Below are 25,976 nucleotides of genomic sequence, written 5' to 3' on the forward strand. Positions count from 1 at the left end.
CACGTGCCCGCACAGCGCGGTGAAGCAGGAAGCCCCCGGAAGGGTCAGACGACCCAGGCCGGAATCCCTGGACTTTAGGCCAGGGAGCACGTCAATGGGGCTGGAGACCTACTCCGCTCCGCCGGCCTGGTCGCGGAGTGGCGCCTGTGGTTGCGGCTGGCAGAGCACGGCTGCCTCGCCGTGTTCACCGTGGAGATCGTTCTGCGTCTGGCCGCGTACGCCGACCGCCCAGGGTCCTTCTTCAAAGACCCCTGGAACCTCTTCGACCTGGCAGTGGTGCCGTGCGCCTTCCTGCCCGTCGTACGCGAGAACACCACGGTGCTGAGGTTGTTGCGGCTGGCCCGGGTACTGCGTACGGCGCGCTTCCTGCCGCAGTTGCGGATCATGCTGGTCGCCGTGGCGCGCAGTCTGCCCGGCACGTTGAGCTTCCTGCTCGTGGGCGCGCTGCTGCTGTACGTCTACGCCATGGTCGGATGGGTCTTCTTCGGACGGCAGAATCCGGAGCACTACGGATCCATCGGCCGCGCGGTCCTGACCCTGTTCCTGCTGATGACGCTCGACGGCATCGGGGACGCTGTCCACGCCGGTCTGGAGGTCTCGCGCTGGAGCCTCCTCTACTACGCCTCCTACGTCCTGCTCGCCTCCTTCGTTCTCGTCAACGTCCTCATCGGAGTGGTCATCACCTCCCTCGACGAGGCACGTGAGATGGAGAGAGAGGCGGCCCCCGGGCAGCCGCCGCCTCCGGCTCCCGGACCGGACGACCCCGTCCTGCTCCACGAACGCATCAGTGCGGCCCGCCAGGCTCTCGATGCGCTCGAGCGCGATCTCGCCCGGATTCCGCCGCCCCAGTCCGGGCCTGCGGAGCGCCCGGTCCCCGCTGCCGGAGGCCGCCCCTGAACCGGCGAGGCGCAGGGGTGTCTGGCGCTACCTCGCGGACCATCTCGCCCACGGTCTCGGTCTGGTCGCCTGGGCCGTCGGCCTGGTGCTGCTGCGGACGTTCGCCTTCGTACTGCTTGCGGTGGCGAGCAGCCTGCCCGCACTGATCGTGGCGAGCCGGAGCCGGCCGCTGTGGCCGTGCCCGTGTGAGACTCAGCCGGCCCCGGCCGCCTGCGCGGCGGCCGGGGTGTCGCGCAGGCCCAGGCGCAGGTGCTCGACGTGGTGGAGGGCCTGTTCGAGAAGTTCGGCGACGTGGTTGTCGTAGAGGGCGTAGATCACCGAGCGGCCGCGGCGTTCACCGGTGACCAGGCCGAGATTGCGCAGCAGGCGCAACTGGTGGGAGCAGGCGGACTGTTCCATGCCGACGGCGTCGGCGAGTTCGGTCGCCGCGCACGGGCCTTCCTGCAGACGGGCCAGAATGCGCAGGCGGGAGGGTGTGGCGAGGGCCTGCAGCGTGGTGGCCACGTCGGTGGCGCCGACGGTCTCCAGTCGCTCGCGCACGGTGGCGGCTGACGTGTTCTCGGCGTCTTTTCCATGGCCCATGGGCTTCATCCTACGGACGCTCGGACATGAACACATGAATGAGTCTTCATGTGATCCTGTACGGTGGGGCGTGCGGACCCGGTGGCAGCCGGTCTCCGCGGCTTCTCCGTACCGCATGCCGGCCCTGCCGTGCCGTCCACCCCGAAGGACTCCCGCCCCGATGAACACCTCCACCCTCGCTCCGCCCTCCAGCGGCCGGGGCACGCTCCCGCGCGAGGGCACCGCGCCCCGCCGGACCCGCGTCCTCGCGCTGCCCGAGGCCCGTTGGGCCCTTGCCGCCCTGGTCCTCTTCCTGGCGGCGCTGTCCCTGCACCTGGCCGGGGCGCCGGCCTGGACCTGGGGCCCGCTGTACGCGCTGACGTACGGGGCCGGCGGCTGGGAACCGGGCTGGGCCGGTCTGCTCGCACTGCGGGACAAGGTCCTCGACGTCGACCTGCTGATGGTGGTCGCGGCCCTCGGAGCGGCGGCGATCGGCCAGGCGATGGACGGTGCGCTGCTCATCGTGATCTTCGCCACCTCCGGTGCCCTGGAAGCACTGGCCACCGCCCGCACCGCCGACTCCGTGCGCGGTCTGCTCGATCTGGCACCGGTCACCGCGACGCGGCTGACAGCAGCGGGGGAGGGGGAGAGGGTCGCCGTCGAGGCGCTGAACGTCGGCGACACGATCCTGGTGCGACCCGGTGAGCGCCTAGGCGCGGACGGCCGCGTCCTGGACGGTGCGAGCGACGTGGACCAGGCGACCATCACCGGCGAACCGCTGCCGGTCGCCAAGGCGGAGGGCGACGAGGTCTTCGCCGGCACCCTCAACGGCACCGGTGTGCTGCGGGTGCGGGTGGGGCGTGACACCTCCGACTCGGTGATCGCCCGGATCGTGCGCATGGTGGAGGAGGCGTCCGGGACCAAGGCGCCCACTCAGCTGTTCATCGAGAAGGTCGAACAGCGCTACTCGCTCGGCATGGTGGCGGCGACCCTCGCCGTCTTCCTCGTTCCGCTCGCCTTCGGGGCCGCGCTGACCGGGTCGTTGCTGCGCGCGATGACCTTCATGATCGTCGCCTCGCCGTGCGCGGTCGTCCTCGCGACCATGCCGCCGCTGCTGTCGGCCATCGCCAACGCCGGACGGCACGGTGTGCTGGTCAAGTCCGCGGTGGTCATGGAGCGCCTGGGCGAGACCGACGCGGTCGCGCTCGACAAGACCGGGACCCTGACCGAGGGCATCCCGCGCCTCACCGACATCCGCCCGCTCGCCGGATCGGGGCTCGACGAGACCGAGTTGCTGACACTTGCCGCGGCGGCCGAGCACCCGAGCGAACACCCGCTGGCCCGTGCCGTGGTCGAGGCGGCCCGCGACCGGGGCCTCGCCCTGCCGGACGCCCAGGAGTTCACCTCCGCACCCGGCGTCGGGATCACCGCCACCGTGGGCGGCCGGGACATCACCGCCGGAGCACCCGCCCGGCTGCTCGACGGGGCACGGGCGGACGACGCGCTCTCCGCGCGCGCCGCGGCGGTCGCCCGTGAACTGGAGTACGGCGGCCGGACCGCCGTCGTGGTCACCGTCGACGACGTACCGGCCGGACTGCTGGGCATCGCCGACCGGCTGCGCGCCGACGCGGGCGCGACCGTGTCCGCGCTCACCGACCTCGTGGGATCGGCACCCGTTCTGGTGACCGGCGACAACCCGCGCGCCGCCGCCCGGCTGGCCGCCGAGGCCGGTATCGACGACGTGCGGGCCGCACTGCTGCCCGAGCACAAGGTGGCCGCCGTACGGGAACTGCAGGAGTCGGGCCGCAAGGTGCTCTTCGTCGGCGACGGCGTCAACGACGCGCCCGCCCTGGCCGCAGCCCACACCGGGATCGCCATGGGCCGGGCGGGCTCCGACCTCGCGCTGGAGACCGCCGACGCCGTGATCGTGCGCGACGAACTGCGCACGGTCCCGTCCGTGATCGCGCTGTCCCGGCGGGCCCGCAGGCTGGTCGTGCAGAACCTGGTCATCGCCGGCGTCTTCATCGCCGCCCTGGTCGCCTGGGACCTGATCGGCACCCTGCCGCTGCCCCTCGGCGTGGCCGGGCACGAGGGCTCCACCGTCGTCGTCGGCCTCAACGGACTGCGCCTGCTGCGCGAATCGGCCTGGCAGCGGGCCGCCGGATGAGCCGCCGCAAGGCACCCGCCCCGCCGGGCGAGGCCAGGTGCACGGTCACCGTGTGCCGGGGCTGCTGCTGCGGTACGGGGAAGATCCCTGGTGTCGATCACGCAGGTCAGCTCGCCACGCTCAAGTCCGGGCTCGGCGCCCTTGCCCGGGTCCGGGCCGTGAACTGCCTGGACGCCTGCGAGCAGGCGAACGTCATCGTGGTCCAGCCGTCCGCCGCCAGCCGGGCCGCAGGCGGACGACCGGTCTGGCTCGGCCTGGTCAACGACCCCGACGCCACGTCCGAGATCGTGGGCTGGGTCGCGGCCGGAGGCCCCGGACTCGCCGACCCGCCCGCCGTCCTGGACCTGTACGAGTTCGCCCCGTCGCGGCGTGTGCGACGGGGCGTGCAGGACTGAGCGTCGGTCGTTGCCGGGCGTCGGCCGGGGCGGCGGGACGGGCCGTCCGCCTCCTCGGCCGGTTCAGTGGGCGTGCGGGCTGTCGGCGGGCAGTGCGAGACGGACCTCGTAGCCGCCGTCGGGTCTCGGGCCGCTGGTGACGGTGCCGCCGAGGAGTTCGGCGCGTTGGCGCAGGCCGACGAGTCCGTGCCGGGTTCCGGGCAGAGGAAGTGCGGGCCGGGTCGGGGCGGTGTTGGTGACGGTGGTCTCGAGGGTGTTGCCGTGGTGGTGGATGCGTACGGTCGCGGTGGCGCCGGGGGCGTGTTTGCGCACGTTGGTGAGCGCTTCCTGGACAGTGCGGTAGACGGCGCGCTGCAGGGTTGGGGGAAGTCCGTGGGGCAGGCTGGTGTGCAGTTCGGAGTCGATGCCGCTGGTGTCGATCAGCCGGTGCAGATCGGCCAGAGAGGGCTGAGGGGTGAGTTCCGTCGGGCGGCTGCCGGAGGCGCGCAGGACACTGACCATGTGGCGCAGTTCCTCCAGGGTCTGCACGCTGAGTTGGCGGATGACGGTGCCGGCTGCTCGTGCTTCGGCGTCGGGGCTGCCGACTTGGAGCACCCCTGCCTGGACGGCGATGAGGCTGACCTGGTGGGAGACGACGTCGTGCATTTCGCGGGCTAGCTGGGCGCGCTCCTTCGCCAGTACCGCCTGGACGTTGAGCAGCTGTTCGTGCTCGCGGGTCTCGGAGATTTCGGTGAGGCGCAGGGACAGTTCACGTCGGGCTCGGACGAGCCGGCCGAGCAAGACGGGGGCGGCGGCTGTGGCGAGGGTGTAGGTGAGGTGGACCAGGCTGTAGGTCTCGGCGAGGTCGGCGGCTTCGAGGGACGTCCACGGCCAGGGCATGAAGTCGCTGATGGCGAAGGCGAGGGCGCAGCAGGCCAGGAGGGCACGGTGGCGGCTGAGCGAGGAGAGGCTGTACAGCGCGGCCATGGCCGCGAGGACGGCATCGGTGACCAGCGCGGAGGGAAGCGCGAGCGTGAAGGCCGCCAGCGGGTGGCGGCGGCGCAGGACGAGAGCGAGCGCGGCCATCAGTGCGCAGGCGGTGGCTCTGCGGTCGTCGCTGTCGACGTTGGCCCACATGTCCAGCAGCGCGGCAGCGACCAGGACGGCGTCCAGCACCACGGCAGGTGGGCGTCCGGAGTTCATCGGAGGGCTGTTTCCGCGGACGGCTTGAGCAGGCCTGCGCGTTCGGCGACGAGGGCCGCCTGGACGCGGTTGTCGGCCTGCACCTTCTCGAGGACGCAGCTGACATGGCCCTTGACGGTGCCGGTGCTCAGGTGGAGCCGGTCGCCGATCTCGGTGTTGGACAGGCCCTCGGCCAGCAGCGCCAGGACGGCGCGCTCGCGTTCGGTCAGGCGGGCGACGAGGTTGACGGCGCGGCTTTCGCGCAGGCCGCCGCTGAGGAAGCCGTTCACCACTGTGCGGGTGACCTGCGACGACAGCACGGTGCCGCCCTCGATCAAGGTGCGTACCAGATGCGGCAGTTGCTCGGGGTCGGTGTCCTTGAGCAGGAACCCGGCGGCGCCCGAGCGCAGTGCGGCCACGACGTACTCGTCGGTGTCGAACGTGGTCAGCATGGCCACCACGGGCGGCTCCGGCATGCGCCGGACCTCGGCCAGGATGCTCAGGCCGTCGACGTCGGGCATCCGGATGTCGAGCAGGACGACGTCGGGACGTAACTCCCGTACGGTCTGCACCGCCTGGCCGCCGGGAACGGCCGCCACGGCGCGGATGTCGGGTGAGACGTTGAGGATGTGGGTGAAGCCCGTACGGACGAGGGCCTCGTCGTCGACCACCAGTACCCGGATCACGTGCTCTCCGCTCGTTGTGTGCAGGCTTCGATGCCTACCATGCAGCCAGTCACTTGTGGGCGGGATGTCCGATATCCGTCGCCGTTCGTCGCCAGGGCTGTGGCGGTCGGCCAGCGCGTTTCCAGCCGGTCGACAGGGCGGTTTCGGACACTTGCCCGGTGGGGTGCGGCGCCCTGCCGAGTGAATCCTGGAGGCATGACACACGACGCACCCCCGGCCGCGCAGGCGGCCGCGTTATCCGAGCCGCCGCAGGACTCCTCCTGCGCGCCGTCGACCGGGCGCCTGATCGGTATCGACCTGGCCCGCGGACTGGCGGTCCTCGGCATGTACTCCGCTCACGTGGGGCCCGATGTGAGCGTGGGCGGCCCGATGGGCTTCGTCCTGGAAGCGGCCCGAGGGCGTTCCTCCGCCCTCTTCGCGCTGCTGGCCGGGTTCTCACTGGTCATCATGACCGGCCGCCCCCGGCCCCGGACCGGGCGCGCAGGCCGGCAGGCGGCCGCCAGGGTCGCCATCCGCGCCGTGCTGTTCACCGCACTCGGATACGCCCTGAACACCCTGGACACCCAGGTGGATGTGATCCTCAGCTTCTATGGACTGCTCTTCCTGACAGTCCTGCCGCTGCACCGGCTGCGCGCCGCCACACTCGCCCTCATCGCCGCCGCAGGCGCGCTGGCCCTGCCCCAGATCCTCTACGCGCTGCGCCGGTCCATCGAAGAGGGCACCTGGGCCGACAGCGTCATCCAGGCCGACCCCCTGGCCGGGCTCACCGGCACGGACGGCATCATCGAGCTGCTGTTCACGGGTGAGTATCCGGTCCTGACCTGGGCGCCCTTCCTCCTCGCGGGCATGGCGGTGGCGCGCCTCGACCTCAGCCGCCCCCGGACGCGGTCCCGGCTGGCCCTGACCGGCGCGGTGCTTGCCGTCCTGGGCTACGGGGGTTCCTGGCTGGCGCTGCATCTGGTCCCGCGTGCGCTCACCGCCATCTCGTCGGCCACGGGCGGCGGACCGTCGTCGTCGGCCTGGTGGTCCGACGCGGTCGGGGAACCCGAGGCCGGCACACCCCTCGCCTGGCTGCTGGTGGCCGCGCCGCACAGCCAGACCACCTTCTCCATCCTCGGCAACACCGGGATTGCGCTCTTGGTGGTGGCCGGATGCCTGACCGCCGCCGACCGGCTGCCGCGGCTCACGCGCATGGCAGCGCCTCTCGCCGCGGTCGGCAAGATGGCGCTGACCGCGTACGTCCTGCACATCGTTGCACTGTGGCTCTTGACCGACGTCTGGCCTGTGGCCCTTGTCGAGAACGAGACGCTGTCCGCGCTGCCGGTGCTGCTCGCCTTCATCGCGGCCGCCATGCTGGCGGCGACCCTGTGGACCCGCACCTTCCGCCGCGGCCCCCTGGAACAACTGCTCCATGTCGCGACCCGGCCTGCGCAAGTCATCAAGTAGTGTCCGCCGGCAGTGCCGCCTGCGCCGGGCCGCTCCCTTGCGGGCTCGCCTGCCCATGCCCACGAATCGGTTTCGATCCGGCGCCTGCGGCTGGCGGAGTCCGACGGCGGAGCCCGACCGGAGAAGGCCGCCGAGGAGGTCGAGGCCCTGGTGGTGACCGGCACGGTGCACGAGGTGACCGGCCGGCACATCTTCTCGGTCCGGCAGGCGACGGCGCCGCGCACCGAGCACCGGAAACGCGCGGCGCATCATGCGACGCTCGACGGCGCCCATCACCGCAGTCCGCTGGTGGTCGCCGCGGCGGCACCGTGCGGCTGGACCGGCTTCGCCCGGTACCAGGTCGCTCCGCTCACCGGCCGCACCACCTTCGCCGAGGCGCTGCAGATCGCCGCGTCCGAACCGGTCGGCCCTGCAACCCAGTTGAAGCCCAAGTACGTCCAGTACGAGGACTTCCGGCCGGCACGCCGAGAGCACGCACCGGACGCCGCTCCTTGACGGGCAAACATCGCCTGCCGCGGCACCAGCCGACCAAGGTCACCGGCGCGCAGGCGACGAACTGCGTGTGAGGCGGGTGCGGAAGGTCGTGCCGTCCGCGGTGTCGAGGACGGTGATGGTGCCGCCGTGGAGGGCGGCGATGTCCGCGGCGATGGGCAGGCCCAGGCCGGTGCCGCCGTCGTCGCGACTGCGGGCGTCGTCGAGGCGGGCGAACCGTTCGAAGATCGTCTCTTGGTCGGCCGTGGCGATCGGGGGGCCGTCGTTGGCGATGTCGAGAACGGCGTCGCCCGTCCCGCGGCCCGTCGACAGCCGCACCGTGACGGTGCGGCCGGCATGGCGCTGGGCGTTGTCGAGCAGGTTGGTCAGCAGTCGGCCGAGCCACAGGGCGTTGCCGGGCACGGTGATGTCGCCGGGGACGTGGAGGGTCACCGGGTGCGGGTCGGTGGAGCGGGCCGCCACGGTGGTGCGGACGAGATCGGTGAGGTCGACGGGTTCGTCGGGCCGGCCCTGTCCGGTGGCGTCGAGACGGGCGAGCAGCAGCAGGTCGGCGGTGAGTGCCTGAAGGCGCTCGGTGTCCTGGAGGGCGCCCGCCACCAGGGTGTCGCGTACCTCCGGGTCGGGGTGGGTGAGGGCGACCTCCAGCTGGGTGCGCAGTACCGCGAGGGGGCTGCGCAGTTCGTGCGAGGCGTCGGCGATGAACTGGCGCTGCCGTGCGCCTGCGGCCTCCAGTCGTTCGAGCATGGCGTTCATGGTGTCGGCGAGGCGGGCGATCTCGTCGTCGCTGCGTGGTGCGGGGACCCGGCGGTCCAGAGCGCGGTCGCCGATGGCGGCGACCTCGGCGCGGATGGCCTCCACCGGCCGCAGCGCGCGGCCGGTCGTACGCCAGGTCAGGGCGCCGACGGTGAACAGCAGCAGCCCGCTCAGAGCGGCGAGGGCACCGGTGGTGACGTCCTCGGCGGCGTCGGCGGTGCGCAGCGATGCCCCGACGTGGATGGTGACCGGGCCGGTGGGGGTGGTGGCGGTGACGGTGGTGACGCGTTGGTGGTGTTCCTCGCCGAGGGCGTCCAGGTCGTACGTCCGGTGGCCGTTGCGGGTTCCGGTGGGGGTGAGCGCGGGCCGGCCGGTCAGGTTCTGGCTCTGCGCGACGACCTTTCCATGGGCGTCGACCACCTGGACGAAGTCGGTTCCGGGGCCGAGCGTCAGCGGCTGGGTCAGCCGGCCGTCCGTGGCGGCACGGGCGACGTCCCGTGCCTGCGTGCGGGCCCCGGTCTCCACGGTGCGCTCGAGGTTCGCGCGCAGCAGCAGCACGACGACGGCCGACGCGGCGAGCAGGACGACGGCGACGCTCGCGCACGCGGCGAGAGTGGTGCGGGCACGCACGGAGCGCGGCGTCAGCCGACGGATCAGTGCGGTGGTACGGGGATGTCCGGTCAGGCGGCGCAGTGCGGTACGGGGCCGATGGCGCGCGCCGGGCACGATCGCGGGGCGGTGCTTCGGTTCAGGGGCCGTGGAATCCGTTTCAGCCACCGTCGGCCGCCAGCCGGTATCCGGCGCCGCGGACGGTCTGCACGGCGGCCCGCCCGAACGGAGTGTCTATCTTGCGTCGCAGGGCGCTGACATGGACCTCGACGGTGTTGGGGTCGCTGTCGACGCCGCTGTCCCAGACCTCGTCCAGGATCTCCCGCTTGGACACCGCCTCGCCGGCCCGCCGGGCGAGGTGGTCCAGTACGGCGAACTCGCGCGGAGTGAGCGGGATGGACACGCCCCCGCGGGTGCAGATGCGGGCGGCGGAGTCGACCACCAGATCGCCCAGCACCGTGCGCCGCGGGGCCCGGCTGCCGATCCGGCGGGCCAGTGCCCGCAGGCGGGCGACGAGCACCACGAAGGAGAACGGTTTGGACAGGTAGTCGTCGGCGCCGGTGTCCAGCGCCTCGGCCTCGTCCCACTCGCCGTCCTTGGCGGTGAGCATGAGGATGCCGACGTTGCTGCCGGTGTCCCGCAGCCGCTGGCACACCCGGTAGCCGTTGAGGCCGGGCAGCATGATGTCCAGCACGACCACGTCGTAGGGGCGCTCGGTGGCCTTGGCGAGCCCGGACACGCCGTCGTGGGCGACATCCACGCTGAAGCCCTCGACGGTCAGGCCGTGCTGAAGCGCCAGGGCCAGCCGACGCTCGTCTTCCACCACCAGTACACGCATGCCCCCAGGGTGTCAGGTCGCGGGACGGGCAAGACACCAAGCTGAAGGCGTCTTCAGGTCTTCAGCAAGTCTTAAGCACCCTCCAGCGATGCTGTCCCCGGATGTCCGGGCGCAGGGCCCGGACCCTTCCAGAAGATCAGGGCGGGCACAGTGAGCGAAACCATGGGCACGGGGGAGCCGCAGGAGCCGACGGGCGAGGACGGTCCGGGCACGGCGGAGACGAAGTCCTCCGTCCGGAGCCGGCTGCGGGGCCGCAGGGCGCGCTGGGCCGTGGCCGGTGCCGCGGCCGTGGTGGCGATCGGCGGCGGCGTGGCCGCGGCGGCGATCCACCACCACGAGGAGGACCGTGGCGAGCACAGGACGGTGTTCGCCGGGGGACACGAGTGGCGCGGCGGGGAGCGGGCGCAGTCCGAGGGCCGCGACGGCTCCGACGGTCCGAAGGAGCGCGACGGGCGGATCCGGGACGGCGAGCGCGGCGCGCGTGGTGAGGACGGCTCCGAGTCGTCCGCCGGCGAGGCCCCTGCCCCGCTGCCCTCGCTCTCCGCGGCGGACGCCCTGGACAAGGCCGCCGCCGCGGTCAAGGACGGCAAGGTCGAGTCGTTGGCGCCGGTCACGGAGCAGGGCGGCGGCCAGGCCTGGCGGATCGTGGTCGTCGGCCCCGACGGAGTACGGCACGTGGTGACCGTCGACGGCACCGGCGGCACACTGACCGGCAACACCGTCCTGGACGGCTGATCCGGATCTCCCGTGCGGCGCGACCCCGGCCGCGCCGCACGGACCAGCGCGGCCGAGCCCCGAGGAGTCATGGCCTGCGGCTGGCCGCGAGTGTCCCGGTGCTCGACGTGCGGGACGCGGTGGCCCGTGCTGCGCGTGCGACCGCCCGGGCCACGACACGACGGTCGCCCACCCGGGCGGCTGCGTACCCGTCGGCCCGGCGTTCCAGGGCGAAGCCGTCTCCGACACGCTCGGCACGGGGGTGACGACGAGCGGAACGCATCGCCGATCAGCGGCGGTTCACCTCTTCCCGCCGTTGCTGTCGCTGTCGCTGTCGCTGTCGCTGTCGCTGTCGCTGTCGCCGTCGCCGTCGCCCCGGCGACCGTGGGGCCTTTCGTGTGCGGACAGCACTTCGTGCAGCAGTTGGTCTTCCTGACCGCCCAGTTCGGCTACGAGACGGCTCAACACCGCTGCACGGGCGCGGACTTCGTCGAGCAGCGATCTCGTGCGCCGCGCCGTGTGCGGTCTCGTCGCGAATCGCCGCGCAGGCGTGTCCGCAGCCCTCGCGGTGCCGGACGAGCATGCCTTCCCGGCTGTCTCCTGCGAGATGCAGGAGATGCTCCCGTCCCGATCGCGGCCACTACATCTCGCAGTTGATCGATCTTCCACCGATGCAGAGGAAAGTCCATGGCCAACAGCGGACGAACACACCTGACGCCGGCGGGTGTGCGTGTGTCCCCTGGACGGGCGGCGGCACCACCCGACCGCATTGCGATCGTCTCGGCGAGTGTCGGCGCCGGCCACGACGGCGCTGCCACGGAACTCCAGCGCCGACTGACGGCGGAAGGAATCGTCGTCGACCGCCACGATCTGCTCGACCTCATGCCCGCCCGCCTCGGCCCAACCGCCAGGGACGCCTACCGACTGATGGTCGACCGTGCGCCCTGGCTCTACCAGCGGATCTACTCCGGCACCGAGCGTGCCGACGGTGCCGGCCGCGGGGCACGTGCCCTGCTGAGGTCCGCCGAGAACCGCGTCCTGAAAGCCCTGCATCCGCAGACCGGCGCCGTCGTGTCGACCTACCCGGGGGCCAGTCGCGTGCTGGGGAATCTCCGGCTCGACGGCCGCCTGGGCATCCCCGTTCTCACCTATCTGACCGACTTCTCGGTGCACCCCCTGTGGGTGGCGGACGGCGTGGACGTCCATCTCGCCGTCCACGCCGTACCTGCGGCTCAGGCGCGGGCGGCGGGAGCCAGGGACGTCCGCGTCCGCGGGCCGGTGGCCGACCCCCGGTTCCGGCCCTGCGACACGCAGCAGCGCAGCCTCGCGCGCATGAGGTTCGGGCTTCCTCCCACGGCTCCGCTCGCACTGCTCGTGGCCGGATCCTGGGGAGTCGGTCCCGTCCGGCGGGTCGCCCGCGAACTGCGCGACTGCGGTGCCGTCGTCCCGGTGGTCGTGTGCGGCCGCAACGCGGCCCTGGCCGCACAGTTGCGCGCCGACGGCATCGAGCATGTCCACGGCTGGGTCGACGACATGCCCGCCCTGATGCACGCGGCCGACGTTCTCGTCCAGAACGCGGGCGGGCTGACCACGCTCGAGGCGTTCTCCGCAGGGCTGCCCGTGGCCAGTTACGGCTGCATACCCGGCCATGGCCTGACCAACGCCGACGCCCTCGACCGGGCAGGTGCGGCAGTCTGGATCCGCCACCAGGACCGACTCAAGGACGTCCTCGACGATCTGGTCAACGGGCCGCTCGGGCCGAGCCAACGCGAGGCGGGGCTCGCGCTCTTCGCGGATTCCCCGGATCGTGGACCGGCCGCCGAGGCGGCGCGCGTGCTCCGCTCCGGACGGCCGCCCGCGACATCACCGCCCGCGACCCGGCGACACACCCGGCTCCGGCGCCTGGCCGCGACGACCACCGTGGCCTGCGCAGTGTGGGCGTGCGCCGTCGCCACCGGGGCCGCGACCAGTCGCGAAGGCAGCACCCTGATGCACGCGGTGAGCCAGACCCTCGACCCGGACCTCGGCTCCAGCCACGTCGGCCACGGTCCGGACGGACGTCACCGATGACACCCCCGCTCAGAGCGGCGCCTCTGCTCACAGCCGTCGCGGCAGCCGTTCCGGCCGTGCTGGCCACCGCCCACTGCGCGCCGGTCATCTCCACGCTCGGGCCCTTGCGCAACCGCCTCATGCCCCGCCTCGCCGGCCAAGGCCGGGCGGATCACGTAGCCCTCACCTTCGACGACGGCCCCGACCCCAAGTCCACGCCCGCGTTCCTGCAACTTCTCGCCGCGAGGCGGGTGCAGGCCACCTTCTTCCTCCTCGGCAGCCAGGCGCGCCGCTCGCCGGACCTGGTCCGCGAGATGGCCGCAGAAGGTCACCAGATCGGTGTGCACGGCTGGGCGCACCGCCCGTTGCTGCTGCGCGGCCCGCGCGCTACCCACACCGACCTGACCCGTGCACGCGACACCGTCGCCGAGATCACGGGCAGGCGGCCCACCCTCTTCCGCCCCCCGTACGGCGTCATGTCCGGATCGGCCCACAAGGCGACCCGCAGCCTCGGACTCACCCCTGTCCTGTGGACCTGCTGGGGCGAGGACTGGACCGCCAGGGCCACCCCGGAGTCGGTCCACCGCACCGTCGTCGCCGACCTGTACGGCGGAGGCACCGTGCTGCTCCACGACTCGGACTGCACCTCCGCGCCGGGCGCATGGCGCTCCGCCCTCGGCGCGCTTCCGCGCATTCTCGACACCTGCGAGGCGCGAGGGTACGAGGCAGGTCCGCTCCGTGACCACGGATGGCCCGCCGCCGCGGACGTGAAGGTGCTTTCGCCGCATCCCGGAGGGGGTGCGGCGCATCAGCGTGGATCGGGCGGGGATGACACGCGTTCAGTGCATCTTGCGGCGGGCGGGTAAGCCGTTGGAGGCACGGAGGCAGCCGCCGGATTCCCGACGGCCGACCCCGCCGGCCTCAGGGAGCCGGAGCCTCCTCGCTGCCCTCGACGACGGGCAGGAGGAGCATGAAGGTGGTGGGACTCCTGTGCGTCACGGAGAGCCGTCCGCCGAGTGAGACGGCCAGGTCGCGGGCGAGGGCCAGACCGATGCCCGCTCCGGGGCCGCCACCGGAATGCCCGCGGTCGAACAACCGCGCCGGATCCTCGTCGATGCTGCCCTCGTCGCTCACGTCGAAGGCGAGGGCGCTCCCCAGATCCCGTACCCGGAGCCGGACGGTGCCGCGCCCGTGGACCCTGGCATTGTCGAGCAGAATGCCCAGCACCTCGGACACGGGCCCTGCCGGGATCCGGGCATCCTCGGGCAGGTCATCGCCGGCGCTCATCAGGCGCCGGCCGTCCCGGGCGAAGAGCCCGTGCCACCTGTCAGCTGTCTCCCGGATCAGCTGCTGCGCCGCGACACCCGTGGCAGCCGAGTGGGCCCAGCCCTGTGAGCGGGACAGACGCAGAAGCTCCTCCACCGTGCGGTGCAGACGCTCGGTGGTGGCCAGCGCCTCGGCCACCACCGGCCGTAGACCGGTTTCGTCGTCCTGGCCGAGTCCGTCCTCCAGCGCGAGTTGCAGTCCTGCGAGCGGGGTGCGCAGCTGATGGGACGCGTTGCTCGTGAAATCGTGTTCACGGCGCAGGAGTTCGGAGAGGTTGTCCAGCATCTCGTTGTGGGTGTGTGCGACCTGGTCGATCTCGGCGACGCTGCTGGGAGCGGCCCTCCGGGTCAGGTCGCCCCCGGCGACGGCCCGGCAGTGCCGGGAGAGCTCTTCCAGCGGTGCAGCCAGCACGCGTGCCTGACGACGGGCGACGAGCACCGCGATGGAGACCGCCAGCACAGCCACGCCCAGCAGGACGCCCCAGGCCGCTAGGACACGGCGCTGCACGGCGCCTGCTTGCGACGACGCCCGCACGACACCGATCACCTGCTCGGCGTGCGAGACCGGAACGGTGACGACGATCTGCCCGCCCGTCTCGCTGCGCACCAGCCCACCGCCCAGGGCACGGCGGACCGGAGCGTCCCCGGTCGTCGGGCCGCTGCCCGCCCGGAGCCGGGCCTGCTGGTCGTACAGGCCCAAGCGCCCGCCGGGCGGGGCATGGGGCAGCTCGACGGGGTCGCCGGTGACGTAGTCAGGGCTCACCCGCACCGCAGCCGCCAGGGCCACTCGCTCCAGAGCGTCGCGCTGCGCCGTGTACAGGGACGACCGGATGACCAATGCCAGCGGGACGGCAAGCAGGACCACGGCGACCAGTGCGGCGGTGAGCGCCACTCGCACCACTCGCTGTCTCATGCCTTCATGATGCGGGCCCGCCGCCTGCCCTGACGTGACGCGGCGCCGCTTTTGCCGTCGTCTAACCCTCGCCGGGCCGAACGTTAACCCGTCGGTCCCTAGCGTCGCTGTCATGACCGGCCGGCACGGGTACCTCAGGAGAGGGGCAGCAGCCATGGGACGACACGGACGACATACACGAGCGGTCGCGGCTGTGGGCGTGGCGATCGCCGTCACGGCCATCGCCGGCTGTTCCGGTTCCGGCGCGCAGGGCTCGGCACCGACGACATCCACGGCGAACAGCGGCGGGCAGGCCCATGCCGCGCCCACCGAGTCCAATCCGCCCGGGGACATCCCCGACAACCAGGTCTACGTCGCCTACCGGCCGGCCGGCGGCTCGTTCACCGGGTTCACCGTGAAGGTGCCCGAAGGCTGGTCCCGCACGGTCCGGGGCGGCACCACGACGTTCACGGACAAGCTGAACACCATCACCATCACGTCGGCACCGGCCACCACCGCCCCCACGACCGCTTCGGTCGCCGCCGACGTCGTTCCGAAAGTACGCACCCAGACACCGAAGTTCGCCGCCCCGAAGGTGTCCGAGGTGACCCGGCATGCGGGACGCGCCATTCTGCTGACCTATCAGGGCGACTCGGCCAAGGACCCGGTCACCGGCAAGGTGGTGCGCGACGCGTTCGAGCGCTACGCCTACTTCCGGTCCGGCCATGAAGTGAACCTGACTCTGTCCGGCCCGGTCAACGCCGACAACGTCGACCCGTGGCGCATCGTCAGCGACTCCGTCACCTGGCGGTGAGAGCAGTGCCCGACATCCCGCGCGACCGTACCCGCGTACGCCCCCTCGACGATGACGTGCTCACCGCCCGCGAGCTGTACCGCTTCTACCGCGCTGGCGAGGAGGAGACACTCGCGCTGCGCGGGGTGTCGCTGGCGGTGCGGCGCGGTGAGACGGTCGCCGTCGTAGGCCCCTCGGGGGCGGGCAAGTCGACCCTGCTGGCCGTTCTGGCAGGCCTCGACGAACCGTCCGGAGGCGAAGTCCGCGTCGACGGCGTCCGCATCAGCCACCGGCCCGAGACGGAGCGGGCCCGGCTGCGGGCCCGTCACATCGGCGTCCTGCTGCAGACCCGCAACCTGCTGCCGCACCTGAGCGTGCGCGACAACGTCCGCCTGCCGCAGCAGGCCAGTGGCCGAAGGCCCACCGTCACGGCCGACGACCTCCTGGCGCAGGCAGGGATCATCGAGCGGTCCCACGCCCTGCCCCGCCAGCTGTCCGGCGGGGAACTCGCGCGGGCCGGACTGGCCGTCGCCCTGGCGAACTCTCCCTCCGTCCTCCTGGCCGACGAACCCACGGGCGAACTCGACGGCGAGGCTGAACACCTCGTCCTGACCATGCTGCGGCAACGGGCGGCAGAGGGCTGCGCGGTGCTGATCGTGACACACAGCGCACAAGCCGTGCGGATCGCCGACCGGGTCATCGCCCTGGACGACGGAAAGGCCGGCGACAGGCCGTCCTCTGCTGCCCTGGGAGGAATCCATGATGCCGCCCGATGACGCACTCGTGACCTGCACCGACACAGCCCTCACCTTCGGCCGGGACGCGCAGGCGGTGGTGGCGGTGCACGGAGCGAACCTGACGATCCGTCCCGGCGACCGGCTCGCCGTCGTCGGATCGTCCGGCTCGGGGAAAAGCTCTCTGCTGCACCTGATCGCCGGACTCGAACAAGCCACCACCGGGACCGTCACCCGAGCCGCAGGCCTCGAGCGCAGCGACATCGGACTGGTCTTCCAGAACGACAGCCTCATTCCCGCGCTGAACGTGGCCGAGAACGCGGCCCTCCCGCTGATCCTCGCCGGCCACCCCGAGAACGAGGCGCAGCAGGCCGCTCTCGCGGCCCTCGACCAGGTCGGCGTCCAGCACCTGGCCGACCGGCTGCCCGAAGAGATCTCCGGGGGCCAGGCCCAACGCGTGGCTGTCGCCCGCGTGCTGTGCCAGGCCCCCCGCCTGATCCTCGCCGACGAACCCACCGGCCGCCTCGACCACGGCAGTGGCGCCCGCGTCCTGGACGCCCTGCTGGCCGCCGCGGACCTGACGCGGGCCGCCCTCGTCGTCACCACCCACGACCCGTCCGTCGCCGCCCGGCTCGCCCAGCGCCGCACCATGCGCGACGGACGACTGCTCGCACCCGAGGAGACGCCATGATGACCGCATGGGTGAAGGGCCTCACCCGCCACCGCACCGGACGGCTCCTGGCCGCCCTGGCCGGCGTCGCCCTGGCCGTCGCCCTGATCGCGGCACTCGGCTCCTTCCTCACTGCGTCGAAGGCAACCATGACCCAGCGCGCCCTGCGCTCGGTCGCCGTCGACTGGCAGGTCCAGGTCCAGCCCGGCGCCGACCCGGACACCGTCCTGTCCCTGGTCCGCAAGACCCCCGGCACGCAGACCGCGCTGCCGGTCGGCTACGCACACACCACCGGCTTCAGCGCCCAGGCGCACGGCAGCACCCAGACCACAGGGCCCGGAATCGCACTCGGCCTGCCCGACGGCTACCGCAACCGGTTCCCCGACGAGATCCGCACCCTCGCCGGCTCCCCGACCGGCGTCCTGCTCGCCCAGCAGACCGCATCCAACCTGCACGCGGCCCCGGGGGACACCATCACCATCGGGCTACCCGGCGTCGGCCGCCGCCAGGTCACCGTGAACGCAGTGGTCGACCTGCCCCAGGCCGACTCCCTCTTCCAGACCGTCGGCGCACCCAGCCAGTCCCAGCCCACCGCCCCACCGGACAACGTCGTACTCCTGCCCGCCGCACAGTTCGCCGCACTCACCCGCGGCGCCACCGCGACCACCACACAGATCCACGTCGCCCGCGACCACAGCCACCTGCCCACCGACCCCGCAGCCGCCTTCACCACCGTCACCGGAGCCGCCCACAACCTGGTGGCCCACTCCGCGGGCACCGCACTCGTCGGCGACAACGTCGGCGCCGCCCTGGACTCCGCCCGCCAGGACGCCCTGTACGCCCAGGTCCTGTTCCTCTTCCTCGGCGTCCCCGGCGCCGTACTCGCCGCCGCACTGACGGCCGCGGTCGCCTCGGCCGGCGGCGACCGTCGCCGCCAGGAACAGGGGCTGCTGCGCCTGCGCGGGCTGCGCCCCGGGCAGATCACCGCGCTCGCGGCCCTGGAAGCCGCCCTGATCGGCCTGCTCGGCGGCCTCCTCGGGCTGGGCGCGGCCGCCCTGACCGGACACCTCGCCTTCGGTGCCGCATCCTTCGGTGCCGGCAGTGCAACCTGGCCGCTCTGGTACGGCGTCGCCTTCGCCCTCGGGGCCGCGGTGGCCGCCGGAGCCGTCCTCGTACCCGCCCTGCGGGATCTGCGCACCGTCACCGTCGCCGACACCCGTAAGGAGAACAGCCCCCGACGCACCCCCTGGTGGATGCGCTACGGCCTGGACCTCGTCCTGCTGGCCGGCTCGTGGCTGGTCTTCCGCGCCTCCTCCGGCAACCAGTACGCCCTGGTCCTCGCGCCCGAGGGCGTACCCACCATCTCCGTGTCGTACTGGGCCTTCCTCGGACCCGTACTGCTGTGGATCGGCGCCGCCCTGCTCGTATGGCGCCTCACCCTGCTGGCCCTCGACCACGGGCGCCCCGCGCTGACACGGCTCGCCCGACCGCTGACCGGGAACCTGGCCGGCACCACCGCGGCCACCCTGTCGCGCCGAAGCCGCACGCTCGCACGGTCGGTGGTCCTGCTCGCCCTCGCCGTCTCCTTCGCGGTATCCACCGCGGTCTTCAACGCCACCTACCGGCAACAGGCAGAAGTCGACGCCCGGCTGACCAACGGCGCCGACGTCACCGTCACCGAACCTCCAGGCGCTCACATCCCGCCGAACGCGGCAACCACCCTGAAAGTCAGCGGCGTACGACACGTCGAGCCGCTCCAGCACCGGTTCGCCTACGTCGGCTCCGACCTTCAGGACCTCTACGGCGTCCGCCCCGACACCGTCACCCGAGCCACCTCGCTCCAGGACGCCTACTTCGCCGGCGGGACCGCGAAACAGCTCATGCACAGCCTGGCCCGACGCCCGGACAATCTCCTGGTCAGCGAGGAGACCGTGCACGACTTCCAGCTCCAGCCCGGCGACACCGTCAACCTCCGCATCCAGGACGCCCGGACGAAGGCCCTGCGCACCGTCCCCTTCCACTACGCCGGAGTGGTCAAGGAATTCCCCACCGCCCCCAAGGACAGCTTCTTCGTCGCCAACGCCTCCTACATCACCCGGACCACGGGCAGCGACTCTGTGGGTGCCTTCCTCGTCGACACGGGCGGCAGCCGACAGCAGCAGGTCGCCGCCCAGCTGCGCAGGCAACTGGGCAGCAGTGCCACCGTCACCGACCTGACCCGGACCCGCGGCACGGTCGGCACCAGCCTGACCTCCGTCGACCTGGCCGGCCTGACCCGCATCGAACTCGCCTTCGCGGTACTGCTGGCCGCCGGAGCCGGGGGCCTGGTCCTCGCGCTCGGACTCGCCGAGCGGCGCCGCACCTTCGCCATCGCCACGGTCCTCGGCGCCACACAACGGCAACTGCGCGGCATGGTCCTCACCGAAGCCCTCCTGCTGGCCGCGACCGGCCTGGCGACAGGCGCACTCATCGGCTGGGCCCTGTCACAGATGCTCGTCAAGGTCCTCACCGGTGTCTTCGACCCCCCGCCGGCCACTCTGGCCGTCCCCGGCACCTACCTCGCCCTCACCGGGCTCGCCGCCGTCACCGCCGTACTGGCCGCGGCCCTCAACGGCATCCGCAGCTCCCGGCGCCCCGCCGTGGAGGAACTGCGCGACATGTGAACCACACCGACCAGCCGCAACGATGGACGAGATCACCGAGGGACCTAGGCTGTCGACCATGGGTACGTCCACGGCACCGGACCAGAGCCGTCTGCGCGTACTCGTCGTGGAGGACGACGAGACGATCGGCCATCACCTCAAGACCGGCCTGCGCGGCAGCGGCTATGCCACGGCGTGGATCCGCACCGGCGTCGCCGCTCTCACGGAGGCAGGCACCTCCTCCTACGACGCCGTCCTGCTCGACCTCGGCCTGCCCGACATCGACGGCCTGGACGTCGCACGGGACCTGCGGGCCCGCTTCCCGGACCTGCTGATCGTCATCCTCACCGCACGCACCGACGACATCGACATCATCGCGGGCCTGGAAGCCGGTGCCGACGACTACCTGGTCAAGCCCTTCTCCCTGACGGTGCTGCTCGCCCGCCTGCGCGCCCATCTGCGCCGCCGGGCCGTCACGCCCACCGAGCAGACACCGGTACACCTGCACGACCTCGTCATCGACGCGAAGGCCCGCCGGTGCACCCTCCACGGCGAGGAGGTCAGACTGCGGCCCAAGGAGTTCGATCTGCTGGCCACGCTCGCCCGGCATCCGGGAGAAGCCGTCGCACGCGAAACCCTGATGGCCGAGGTGTGGGACGAGAACTGGTTCGGTCCCACCAAGACGCTGGACGTCACGATGGCCGGTCTGCGCCGTCAGCTTGCCCAGGCTGCCGAGGCGGCGCGGCGCCCGTGCCGGCTGCCGCGGCTCGGCACGCTGAGAGGACACGGCTACCGGCTGGAGATCTGACGGTTCGCCTCCTAGGCCGGGGAACGCCGACAAGTCGCCCATCCCTTCAATGATCAACGGGCAGGTCGGCGCGGTGTTCGCCGGTGGCGAGGTAGACCACGTGACGGGCGATGGAGACCGCGTGGTCGGCGAAGCGTTCGCAGTAGCGGCCGACCAGCGCGACGTTGACGGCCGTCTCCACGCCGTGCTGCCACTGCTCGTCCAGCAGGTGCTGGAACAGCAGGCGGTGCAGTTCGTCCATCCGGTCGTCGTCCCGCTCCACCCGCAGTGCGGCTTCCACATCGTGGGTGACGAGTGCCTCGGCGGCCTGGGACACCAGCCGCTGAGCGAGCCGGCCCATCTCCAGCACCGTCCGGCGCAGGTCCTGCGGTACGGCGTGCTCGGGATACCGTCGGCGGGCCACGGTGGCGACGTCCTTGGCGAGCACGCCACATCGCTCCAGGTCCGCGCTCATGCGCAGGGAGGTGACCACCGTCCGTAGGTCGGTGGCGACGGGCTGCTGGCGGGCCAGCACCGCGATGGCCCTGTCCTCCAGGTCGCGGTGCATGTCCTTGACGTGCGCCTCGGCGGAGATCACGCCTTCGGCTGTTTGCAGGTCGCTGTCCAGCAGAGCGCTCGTGGCTCGGCCCATGGCGGAACCGACCAGATCGGCCATCGCCTTCAGTGCTTCGCCGATCGAGTCCAGCTCCTGCTGGTAGGCCTTGCGCATCCGTCGCTCACCTCCATCGACGGGCCGTTCTCACCACAGCCGGGTTCCCGGCAGGCTCCAGCCGGGATCGGCTGACGGATTCCGGCGCGACCGCCCCGCTCAGGGCTTCCGCGCATGCCGTCCTGCACCGATCCCCTCAAACCGATCATAGGTTGCGAGCCCGTTCCACCTCGGGTCCTCGGCAGTCAGGATGCATTCAGGCTCTTCGCGGCACGGTCGGCCGCCATGACCCTTGAACCCTGTGAGACACCCGACTTTCCGGCAGCGGGTGGGCGGGCGGCCCCGTCGTCCGGTCGCCGGCCGGGCTGGAGCAAAGTTCCCGAAGTCACGGTCTACTTCTGGATCACCAAGATCCTGTGCGCCACGGTCGGCGGGACCGCGGCCGATCTGCTGAACGACAAGGCCGGTCTCGGCCTGGCCGGGGTGTCGGTGCTGATGAGTGCGCTGCTGGCCGTGGCGCTGGCCGTCCAGTTCCGCACCACTGTGTACCGGGCCGGTGTGTACTGGCCGGCCGTCGCCCTGACCGGCGTCGTCAGCACCCTGATCAGCGACGGTCTCACCGACAGCATGGGCGTACCGCTCGATCCGGCCGCCACGGTCTTCGCGATAGCCCTCGCGGCCGTTTTCGTGGTCTGGCACCGGCGCGAGCGCACGCTGTCGATCCACAGCATCGACACGACCGGCCGCGAGTCCTTCTACTGGCTGGCCGTGCTGCTCACCTTCGCCCTCGGCGCTGCCGCCGGCGACCTCGTGTCGCAGCGGCTGAGCCTGGGCTACTGGCTGTCCGCGGTGCTGTTCGGCCTGGCCATCGCCGCACTGGGCATCGCGCACTTCCAGCTCGGCATGGACGCGGTGTGGAGCTTCTGGATCGCCTGCATCCTCACCTGCCCGCTCGGCGCCTGCATCGGCGACTACCTCTCCCGGCCGAGCGGCGACGGCGGTCTGGAACTGGGCACGGTCGTGACCAGTGGACTGTTGTTGACGGTGATACTCGGACTGGTCGTGTACCTGGCTGCGACCCGCGCGGACGTCACCGAACAGCGCGCCGCAGACGGCACGCGGCCTGCCGGTCGCACCGGGAGCCGGGATGCCGCCTGATCCGCCACCCAGCCGCCCGTGCGCGACGTGAGGGAACGCATATCCCGGTCGGGCGTCTGATGTCCCAGACTATGTCTACAAGACTGTAGTCTCGCGGACCACCAGTGCGCCGACCTGGGAGAGCGGGAGAACTCTGGCTGTGGAGTACCTAGCTGTGGAGTACCTAGGGGCAGGCTGTGGCTTTGATCATGGTGTGTGAGGATGACGCGGCGGTCCGTGACGTGCTCAAGCGCGCACTTGAGCACGACGGTCATACGGTCGCAGTCGCCGCAACAGCGGACGGCCTGCTGCGGCACCTCGAACCGGCCCCGCACCTGATCGTCCTGGATCTGGGGCTCCCCGACGCCGATGGCCGCGATGTCTGCCTGGCACTGCGGGCACGTGGCATCGACGTCCCGGTGCTGATGCTGACCGCCCTGGACGGCATGCATCACAAGGTGGGCGGCTTCGAGGCGGGAGCCGACGACTACATGACGAAACCGTTCGACATTCCGGAGCTGCTGGTGAGGGTCCGCGCCCTGCTGCGCAGAACAACCGCGACGACCCCGGCAAGGGGCATCGTTCTCGATCCGGCGAAACATGTCGTGACCTACGGTTCGACGAGTGAGAGCCTGACGCCGACCGAGTTCCGCCTGCTGGGCAGGCTCATCGCCTCGCGGGGCGACGCTGTACGCCGCCACGCCCTCGTCGCTGCGGGCTGGCCGCATGGCGCACAGGTGAGCGACAACACCCTCGACTCCTTCGTTCGCCGGCTGCGGACCAAACTCGGTGCGCTGGGCGTGGCCGATCGGCTGGCGACGGTCCGCGGGGTGGGCTATCGATGGGAGTGACAGGCTTCCGCGGGAGGGTCGTCGCGCTTGCGGTTCTGATCGCGACAGCGGTGGTCGCAGTGCTGGTGGTGGTCTCGCACGTGCTGCTGAGCCAGGTGACCGACGCCGACGCGAACGCTCTGGCGCACACCCGTGCAGAGGCGGTGGCGGCGAACGTGGTCGTACGCGACGGCCACGTCGTGCTGATCGAGAGCGGCAACGAAGCGCTGGACACGGTCTCATGGGTGTACGCCGATGGGCACCTCATCGACGGAATCGTGCCGGACAGCGTCCATGACCGCGTCGATGCGCTCGTCGGCTCCGGGCAGTCCCAGACCACCACGGTCGGCAACCATCTTCTGTACGCCGAACCGATACGGCTCGAAGGCCACCACGTCATGACGGTCGTGCGGGTGGATCTGACGCCGTACGAGACGTCGGAGCAGCGCAGCCTGACGATGTCCCTCATGCTGGGCGGCATCGCGATCCTGCTCGCAGGCGTTGTCGCCCACCTCGTGGTGGTTCGTGCGTTGCGAGTGGTCCACGAAATGGCCGCCCTCGCCGACGACTGGGGTGATCACGAACCCGGGCGCCGATTCGACCTCGGCGTTCCGCGCGATGAATTCGGGGAACTCGGGCGAACTCTGGACCGCCTGCTCGACCGTGTGGACAACGCGCTCGCGGACGAGCGCCGGCTCACCGACGAGATCGCCCACGAGTTGCGAACGCCCCTGACGGTTCTGCGGGGCGAGGCGCAGTTGGCGCAGCTCTCCGGTCGTCATCTGCCACCGGAGTCCGTTCTGACCGAGGCCGACCGTCTGAACACGGCGATCACGACCATACTGAGCTCCGCCCGGACACGGATCGACGGCGGTACCCGTTGCGACCTCAGGGCGGCGGCCCGACAGGCCATCGCCGGCCGCTCCGTCGAACTCGCCGTCCCGGCCGACGTCGACGTCGCCGTGGCGACGGAACTCGTCGTGGCGGTGCTGTCACCCCTGCTGGACAACGGCCTGCGGCATGCGCGTTCGCGCGTCCGGGTCACGGCGCGCATCGAGTCGCAGGGGGTCGTGATCGATGTCCTCGACGATGGCCCGGGGTTCGATCCCGCAGAGGTCGATCGGGTCTTCGAAGCGGGCGTGACCAGCGGCAACGGGCACGGGCTGGGGCTGGCAGTGGTCAAGCGTCTCGCCGCGTCCGCGGGAGTGGCAGTCCGTGCGATCGCCGATGGCCACGGTCGCGTCGAGGTGACCTTCCCCACGCCGGAGGCGATCTCGTAGTCAGGTTGTGTGCAGGTTGGCCGAGCCAGCCTTGCCGCATGACAACGACGAGCGAAGCCCGCACGGACCGCAGCGGGCGGCTGATGCTGAACAAGGTTCCCGAGGTCACCGTCTGGTTCTGGGTGATCAAGATCCTGTGCACGACCGTCGGTGAGAGCTTCGCCGACTGGATCAACATGAAGCTGGGCGTCGGCCTGGTGAACACGGCGTGGATCTTCACCGCGGTATTCGTGGTGGTCCTGGCCGTCCAGCTACGGCTGAAGCGGTACGTCCCGTTCCCGTACTGGCTGACCGTGGTCGTTGTCAGCGTCACGGGCACGCTCTACACCGACATCCTGACCGACCAGCTCAACGTGCCGCTGTGGATCAGCACCGTAGTGTTCTCGGTGCTGCTCGCCGTGGTCTTCGGCGTGTGGTGGCTGCGCGAGCGCACCCTGTCGATCCACTCGGTCACGACGCTGCCGCGTGAGTCGTTCTACTGGCTCGCCGTTCTCGTCACCTTCGCCCTCGGCACCGCGACCGGCGACTGGACCCTCGAGCTCACCGGCTGGAGCCCGGGAGTCTCGGTCCTGCTGCCGCTCGGCCTCATCGCGGCGATCACGCTGCAGTGGAAGTTCGGCGCCAACCCGGTGCTGTCCTTCTGGCTCGCCTACATCCTGACCCGCCCGCTGGGCGCCAACATCGGCGACTGGCTCGCCTCCCCGAAGGTCGCCCAGCCGGGCGAGCCGACCGGCCTTGCGCTGGGCACCTTCACCACCAGCCTGATCTTCCTGGGCCTGATCCTGGTGACCGTCATCTACCTGACGGTGACACGTTCCGACGTGACCGAGACCTACGACGCCACGCACACCCCGCAGCTCTCCGCCAACCCGCAGAGGGAGCGCGTCGCGCTGGCGGGCTTCGCCCTCCTCGCCGTGTTCACGGGGTCCCTGCTGGTCTGGGCGCACAGCCAGCCGCACGTCGGCCCGGCGCCGGAGGAGGACGCCACCTCCACCGTTCACCTCGCCCCCGGCCAGGCCGTGAAGAACTTCCCGTCCACGAAGGTCGACGCTCTGAGGGCACTCGCATCGACCTCGCTCAAGGACGCACAGTCGGGGAACGCGACCGGGGCACACGCAGCTGCCCAGTCGCTGCGAGACCTCTGGGACGCCGACGAAGCCTCGCTGCATCCGCTGGACAACACCGGCTGGACGTTCCTCGACGCTCAGATGGACCAGGTCCTGAAGACCTTCGGCATCGACCACTCGAACCCGCCGATGCCGCCGGCCCAGCAGGAGGCCGAACTCAACACTCTCCTCACTGACATGCGCTGACGGGCCCGATCGGCGCGGGGGGTGCGGACAACCCCCGCCGACAAACCCGACCCCGGCGCAGGTTAAAACAAAAGTAGATCCCAAGTTTTATAGGTCCAAAAGGAAAGACATGAAAAACAAAACCGGCGCAAAAGA

25 protein-coding genes are annotated in these 25,976 nt (G+C 71.5%); 17 read left to right on the forward strand and 8 right to left on the reverse strand.

Annotated features, from left to right (window positions below; all coding sequences use genetic code 11):
• The first annotated feature begins 126 nt into the window (after positions 1-126).
• Positions 127-897 (forward strand): ion transporter, encoded by a 771-nt coding sequence (locus tag ABT085_RS20090; protein ID WP_502982764.1) that lies wholly within the window; start codon positions 127-129, stop codon positions 895-897.
• Positions 898-1,089: 192 nt separating this feature from the next.
• On the opposite strand, the gene ABT085_RS20095 is transcribed toward ABT085_RS20090, so the two are convergent.
• Positions 1,090-1,479 carry an ArsR/SmtB family transcription factor gene (locus tag ABT085_RS20095; RefSeq protein WP_351609313.1) on the reverse strand — a complete coding sequence of 130 codons (390 nt, stop codon included), beginning with the start codon at positions 1,477-1,479 and terminating at the stop codon, positions 1,090-1,092.
• A 160-nt stretch (positions 1,480-1,639) separates the two neighbouring features.
• Here ABT085_RS20095 and ABT085_RS20100 point away from each other — a divergent pair, with 160 nt between their 5' ends.
• Positions 1,640-3,625 carry a heavy metal translocating P-type ATPase gene (locus ABT085_RS20100; protein ID WP_351609316.1) on the forward strand — a complete coding sequence of 662 codons (1,986 nt, stop codon included), beginning with the start codon at positions 1,640-1,642 and terminating at the stop codon, positions 3,623-3,625.
• Entirely contained in the window at positions 3,622-4,020 is a 399-nt protein-coding gene (locus ABT085_RS20105) for a (2Fe-2S) ferredoxin domain-containing protein (RefSeq protein ID WP_351609319.1), read from the forward strand. Before ABT085_RS20100 ends, ABT085_RS20105 begins: the two co-directional genes overlap by 4 nt.
• A 63-nt stretch (positions 4,021-4,083) precedes the next feature.
• On the opposite strand, the gene ABT085_RS20110 is transcribed toward ABT085_RS20105, so the two are convergent.
• Positions 4,084-5,202 carry a sensor histidine kinase gene (locus ABT085_RS20110; RefSeq protein WP_351609321.1) on the reverse strand — a complete coding sequence of 373 codons (1,119 nt, stop codon included), beginning with the start codon at positions 5,200-5,202 and terminating at the stop codon, positions 4,084-4,086.
• Positions 5,199-5,867 carry a response regulator gene (locus tag ABT085_RS20115; protein WP_351609324.1) on the reverse strand — a complete coding sequence of 223 codons (669 nt, stop codon included), beginning with the start codon at positions 5,865-5,867 and terminating at the stop codon, positions 5,199-5,201. Before ABT085_RS20115 ends, ABT085_RS20110 begins: the two co-directional genes overlap by 4 nt.
• Positions 5,868-6,062: 195 nt before the next feature.
• Between ABT085_RS20115 and ABT085_RS20120 the strand changes: the two genes are divergently transcribed.
• Both ABT085_RS20120 and ABT085_RS20125 read left to right on the forward strand, forming a co-directional pair.
• Positions 6,063-7,313, forward strand: coding sequence for a DUF418 domain-containing protein (locus ABT085_RS20120; protein ID WP_351609327.1), 1,251 nt, complete (start codon positions 6,063-6,065; stop codon positions 7,311-7,313).
• Positions 7,314-7,325: 12 nt separating this feature from the next.
• On the forward strand, positions 7,326-7,808 hold the full coding sequence (locus tag ABT085_RS20125; RefSeq protein WP_351609329.1) for a hypothetical protein: 483 nt from the start codon (positions 7,326-7,328) through the stop codon (positions 7,806-7,808).
• 39 nt (positions 7,809-7,847) lie between these two features.
• On the opposite strand, the gene ABT085_RS20130 is transcribed toward ABT085_RS20125, so the two are convergent.
• A complete protein-coding gene (locus ABT085_RS20130) occupies positions 7,848-9,188 on the reverse strand; it encodes a sensor histidine kinase (protein ID WP_351609332.1) in 1,341 nt (446 codons plus the stop codon).
• Between the two features lie 139 nt (positions 9,189-9,327).
• Positions 9,328-10,005 carry a response regulator transcription factor gene (locus ABT085_RS20135; RefSeq protein WP_351609337.1) on the reverse strand — a complete coding sequence of 226 codons (678 nt, stop codon included), beginning with the start codon at positions 10,003-10,005 and terminating at the stop codon, positions 9,328-9,330.
• Positions 10,006-10,167: 162 nt separating this feature from the next.
• Here ABT085_RS20135 and ABT085_RS20140 point away from each other — a divergent pair, with 162 nt between their 5' ends.
• Entirely contained in the window at positions 10,168-10,740 is a 573-nt protein-coding gene (locus tag ABT085_RS20140) for a hypothetical protein (protein WP_351609343.1), read from the forward strand.
• A gap of 279 nt (positions 10,741-11,019) precedes the next feature.
• On the opposite strand, the gene ABT085_RS20145 is transcribed toward ABT085_RS20140, so the two are convergent.
• Positions 11,020-11,184, reverse strand: coding sequence for a hypothetical protein (locus ABT085_RS20145; protein ID WP_351609346.1), 165 nt, complete (start codon positions 11,182-11,184; stop codon positions 11,020-11,022).
• 267 nt (positions 11,185-11,451) lie between these two features.
• Here ABT085_RS20145 and ABT085_RS20150 point away from each other — a divergent pair, with 267 nt between their 5' ends.
• Together ABT085_RS20150 and ABT085_RS20155 are read left to right on the forward strand one after the other, a co-directional pair.
• A complete protein-coding gene (locus tag ABT085_RS20150) occupies positions 11,452-12,789 on the forward strand; it encodes an MGDG synthase family glycosyltransferase (RefSeq protein ID WP_351609349.1) in 1,338 nt (445 codons plus the stop codon).
• Positions 12,786-13,634, forward strand: coding sequence for a polysaccharide deacetylase family protein (locus ABT085_RS20155; RefSeq protein ID WP_351609352.1), 849 nt, complete (start codon positions 12,786-12,788; stop codon positions 13,632-13,634). Before ABT085_RS20150 ends, ABT085_RS20155 begins: the two co-directional genes overlap by 4 nt.
• A 55-nt stretch (positions 13,635-13,689) precedes the next feature.
• Here ABT085_RS20155 and ABT085_RS20160 read toward each other — a convergent pair whose 3' ends face one another.
• Positions 13,690-15,006 (reverse strand): sensor histidine kinase, encoded by a 1,317-nt coding sequence (locus tag ABT085_RS20160; RefSeq protein WP_351609355.1) that lies wholly within the window; start codon positions 15,004-15,006, stop codon positions 13,690-13,692.
• A gap of 199 nt (positions 15,007-15,205) precedes the next feature.
• Between ABT085_RS20160 and ABT085_RS20165 the strand changes: the two genes are divergently transcribed.
• From ABT085_RS20165 to ABT085_RS20185, 5 genes are read left to right on the forward strand one after another with little or no spacing between them, the layout of a single operon-like run.
• Complete coding sequence (locus ABT085_RS20165) at positions 15,206-15,799, forward strand: hypothetical protein (protein ID WP_351609358.1); 594 nt, start codon at positions 15,206-15,208, stop codon at positions 15,797-15,799.
• Positions 15,800-15,804: 5 nt separating this feature from the next.
• The gene (locus ABT085_RS20170; protein WP_351609360.1) at positions 15,805-16,554 is read left to right on the forward strand and encodes an ABC transporter ATP-binding protein; all 750 of its coding nucleotides are present in this window, start codon (positions 15,805-15,807) and stop codon (positions 16,552-16,554) included.
• On the forward strand, positions 16,538-17,203 hold the full coding sequence (locus tag ABT085_RS20175) for an ATP-binding cassette domain-containing protein (RefSeq protein ID WP_502982763.1): 666 nt from the start codon (positions 16,538-16,540) through the stop codon (positions 17,201-17,203). The genes ABT085_RS20170 and ABT085_RS20175 overlap by 17 nt, the downstream gene beginning before the upstream one ends.
• Positions 17,200-19,845, forward strand: coding sequence for an FtsX-like permease family protein (locus ABT085_RS20180; RefSeq protein ID WP_351609363.1), 2,646 nt, complete (start codon positions 17,200-17,202; stop codon positions 19,843-19,845). Before ABT085_RS20175 ends, ABT085_RS20180 begins: the two co-directional genes overlap by 4 nt.
• Positions 19,846-19,903: 58 nt before the next feature.
• Entirely contained in the window at positions 19,904-20,632 is a 729-nt protein-coding gene (locus ABT085_RS20185) for a response regulator transcription factor (RefSeq protein WP_351609366.1), read from the forward strand.
• Positions 20,633-20,678: 46 nt separating this feature from the next.
• On the opposite strand, the gene phoU is transcribed toward ABT085_RS20185, so the two are convergent.
• On the reverse strand, positions 20,679-21,341 hold the full coding sequence (phoU, locus tag ABT085_RS20190) for a phosphate signaling complex protein PhoU (RefSeq protein WP_351609369.1): 663 nt from the start codon (positions 21,339-21,341) through the stop codon (positions 20,679-20,681).
• Between the two features lie 225 nt (positions 21,342-21,566).
• Here phoU and ABT085_RS20195 point away from each other — a divergent pair, with 225 nt between their 5' ends.
• The 4 genes from ABT085_RS20195 (at position 21,567) to ABT085_RS20210 (ending at position 25,841) form a co-directional block, all read left to right on the forward strand.
• A complete protein-coding gene (locus ABT085_RS20195; protein ID WP_351609372.1) occupies positions 21,567-22,439 on the forward strand; it encodes a COG4705 family protein in 873 nt (290 codons plus the stop codon).
• Positions 22,440-22,615: 176 nt separating this feature from the next.
• Entirely contained in the window at positions 22,616-23,269 is a 654-nt protein-coding gene (locus tag ABT085_RS20200) for a response regulator transcription factor (protein WP_351609375.1), read from the forward strand.
• Positions 23,260-24,528 carry a sensor histidine kinase gene (locus ABT085_RS20205; RefSeq protein ID WP_351609378.1) on the forward strand — a complete coding sequence of 423 codons (1,269 nt, stop codon included), beginning with the start codon at positions 23,260-23,262 and terminating at the stop codon, positions 24,526-24,528. The genes ABT085_RS20200 and ABT085_RS20205 overlap by 10 nt, the downstream gene beginning before the upstream one ends.
• Positions 24,529-24,566: 38 nt before the next feature.
• On the forward strand, positions 24,567-25,841 hold the full coding sequence (locus ABT085_RS20210) for a COG4705 family protein (RefSeq protein WP_351609381.1): 1,275 nt from the start codon (positions 24,567-24,569) through the stop codon (positions 25,839-25,841).
• Positions 25,842-25,976: the final 135 nt, after the last annotated feature.

The sequence above is a fragment of the Streptomyces sp. NPDC002265 genome, from assembly GCF_040296125.1.
Taxonomy (GTDB): Bacteria; Actinomycetota; Actinomycetes; order Streptomycetales; family Streptomycetaceae; genus Streptomyces.

What these genes read in the sequence shown, in the direction of transcription:
- ABT085_RS20110 (WP_351609321.1), bottom strand. Translation starts at nt 5,202, where the DNA reads ATGAACTCCGGACGCCCACCTGCCGTGGTGCTGGACGCCGTCCTGGTC.
- ABT085_RS20100 (WP_351609316.1), top strand. Translation starts at nt 1,640, where the DNA reads ATGAACACCTCCACCCTCGCTCCGCCCTCCAGCGGCCGGGGCACGCTC.
- ABT085_RS20095 (WP_351609313.1), bottom strand. Translation starts at nt 1,479, where the DNA reads ATGGGCCATGGAAAAGACGCCGAGAACACGTCAGCCGCCACCGTGCGC.
- ABT085_RS20155 (WP_351609352.1), top strand. Translation starts at nt 12,786, where the DNA reads ATGACACCCCCGCTCAGAGCGGCGCCTCTGCTCACAGCCGTCGCGGCA.
- ABT085_RS20185 (WP_351609366.1), top strand. Translation starts at nt 19,904, where the DNA reads ATGGGTACGTCCACGGCACCGGACCAGAGCCGTCTGCGCGTACTCGTC.
- ABT085_RS20180 (WP_351609363.1), top strand. Translation starts at nt 17,200, where the DNA reads ATGATGACCGCATGGGTGAAGGGCCTCACCCGCCACCGCACCGGACGG.
- ABT085_RS20120 (WP_351609327.1), top strand. Translation starts at nt 6,063, where the DNA reads ATGACACACGACGCACCCCCGGCCGCGCAGGCGGCCGCGTTATCCGAG.
- phoU (WP_351609369.1), bottom strand. Translation starts at nt 21,341, where the DNA reads ATGCGCAAGGCCTACCAGCAGGAGCTGGACTCGATCGGCGAAGCACTG.
- ABT085_RS20210 (WP_351609381.1), top strand. Translation starts at nt 24,567, where the DNA reads ATGACAACGACGAGCGAAGCCCGCACGGACCGCAGCGGGCGGCTGATG.
- ABT085_RS20160 (WP_351609355.1), bottom strand. Translation starts at nt 15,006, where the DNA reads ATGAGACAGCGAGTGGTGCGAGTGGCGCTCACCGCCGCACTGGTCGCC.
- ABT085_RS20205 (WP_351609378.1), top strand. Translation starts at nt 23,260, where the DNA reads ATGGGAGTGACAGGCTTCCGCGGGAGGGTCGTCGCGCTTGCGGTTCTG.
- ABT085_RS20195 (WP_351609372.1), top strand. Translation starts at nt 21,567, where the DNA reads ATGACCCTTGAACCCTGTGAGACACCCGACTTTCCGGCAGCGGGTGGG.
- ABT085_RS20140 (WP_351609343.1), top strand. Translation starts at nt 10,168, where the DNA reads ATGGGCACGGGGGAGCCGCAGGAGCCGACGGGCGAGGACGGTCCGGGC.
- ABT085_RS20105 (WP_351609319.1), top strand. Translation starts at nt 3,622, where the DNA reads ATGAGCCGCCGCAAGGCACCCGCCCCGCCGGGCGAGGCCAGGTGCACG.
- ABT085_RS20175 (WP_502982763.1), top strand. Translation starts at nt 16,538, where the DNA reads ATGATGCCGCCCGATGACGCACTCGTGACCTGCACCGACACAGCCCTC.
- ABT085_RS20135 (WP_351609337.1), bottom strand. Translation starts at nt 10,005, where the DNA reads ATGCGTGTACTGGTGGTGGAAGACGAGCGTCGGCTGGCCCTGGCGCTT.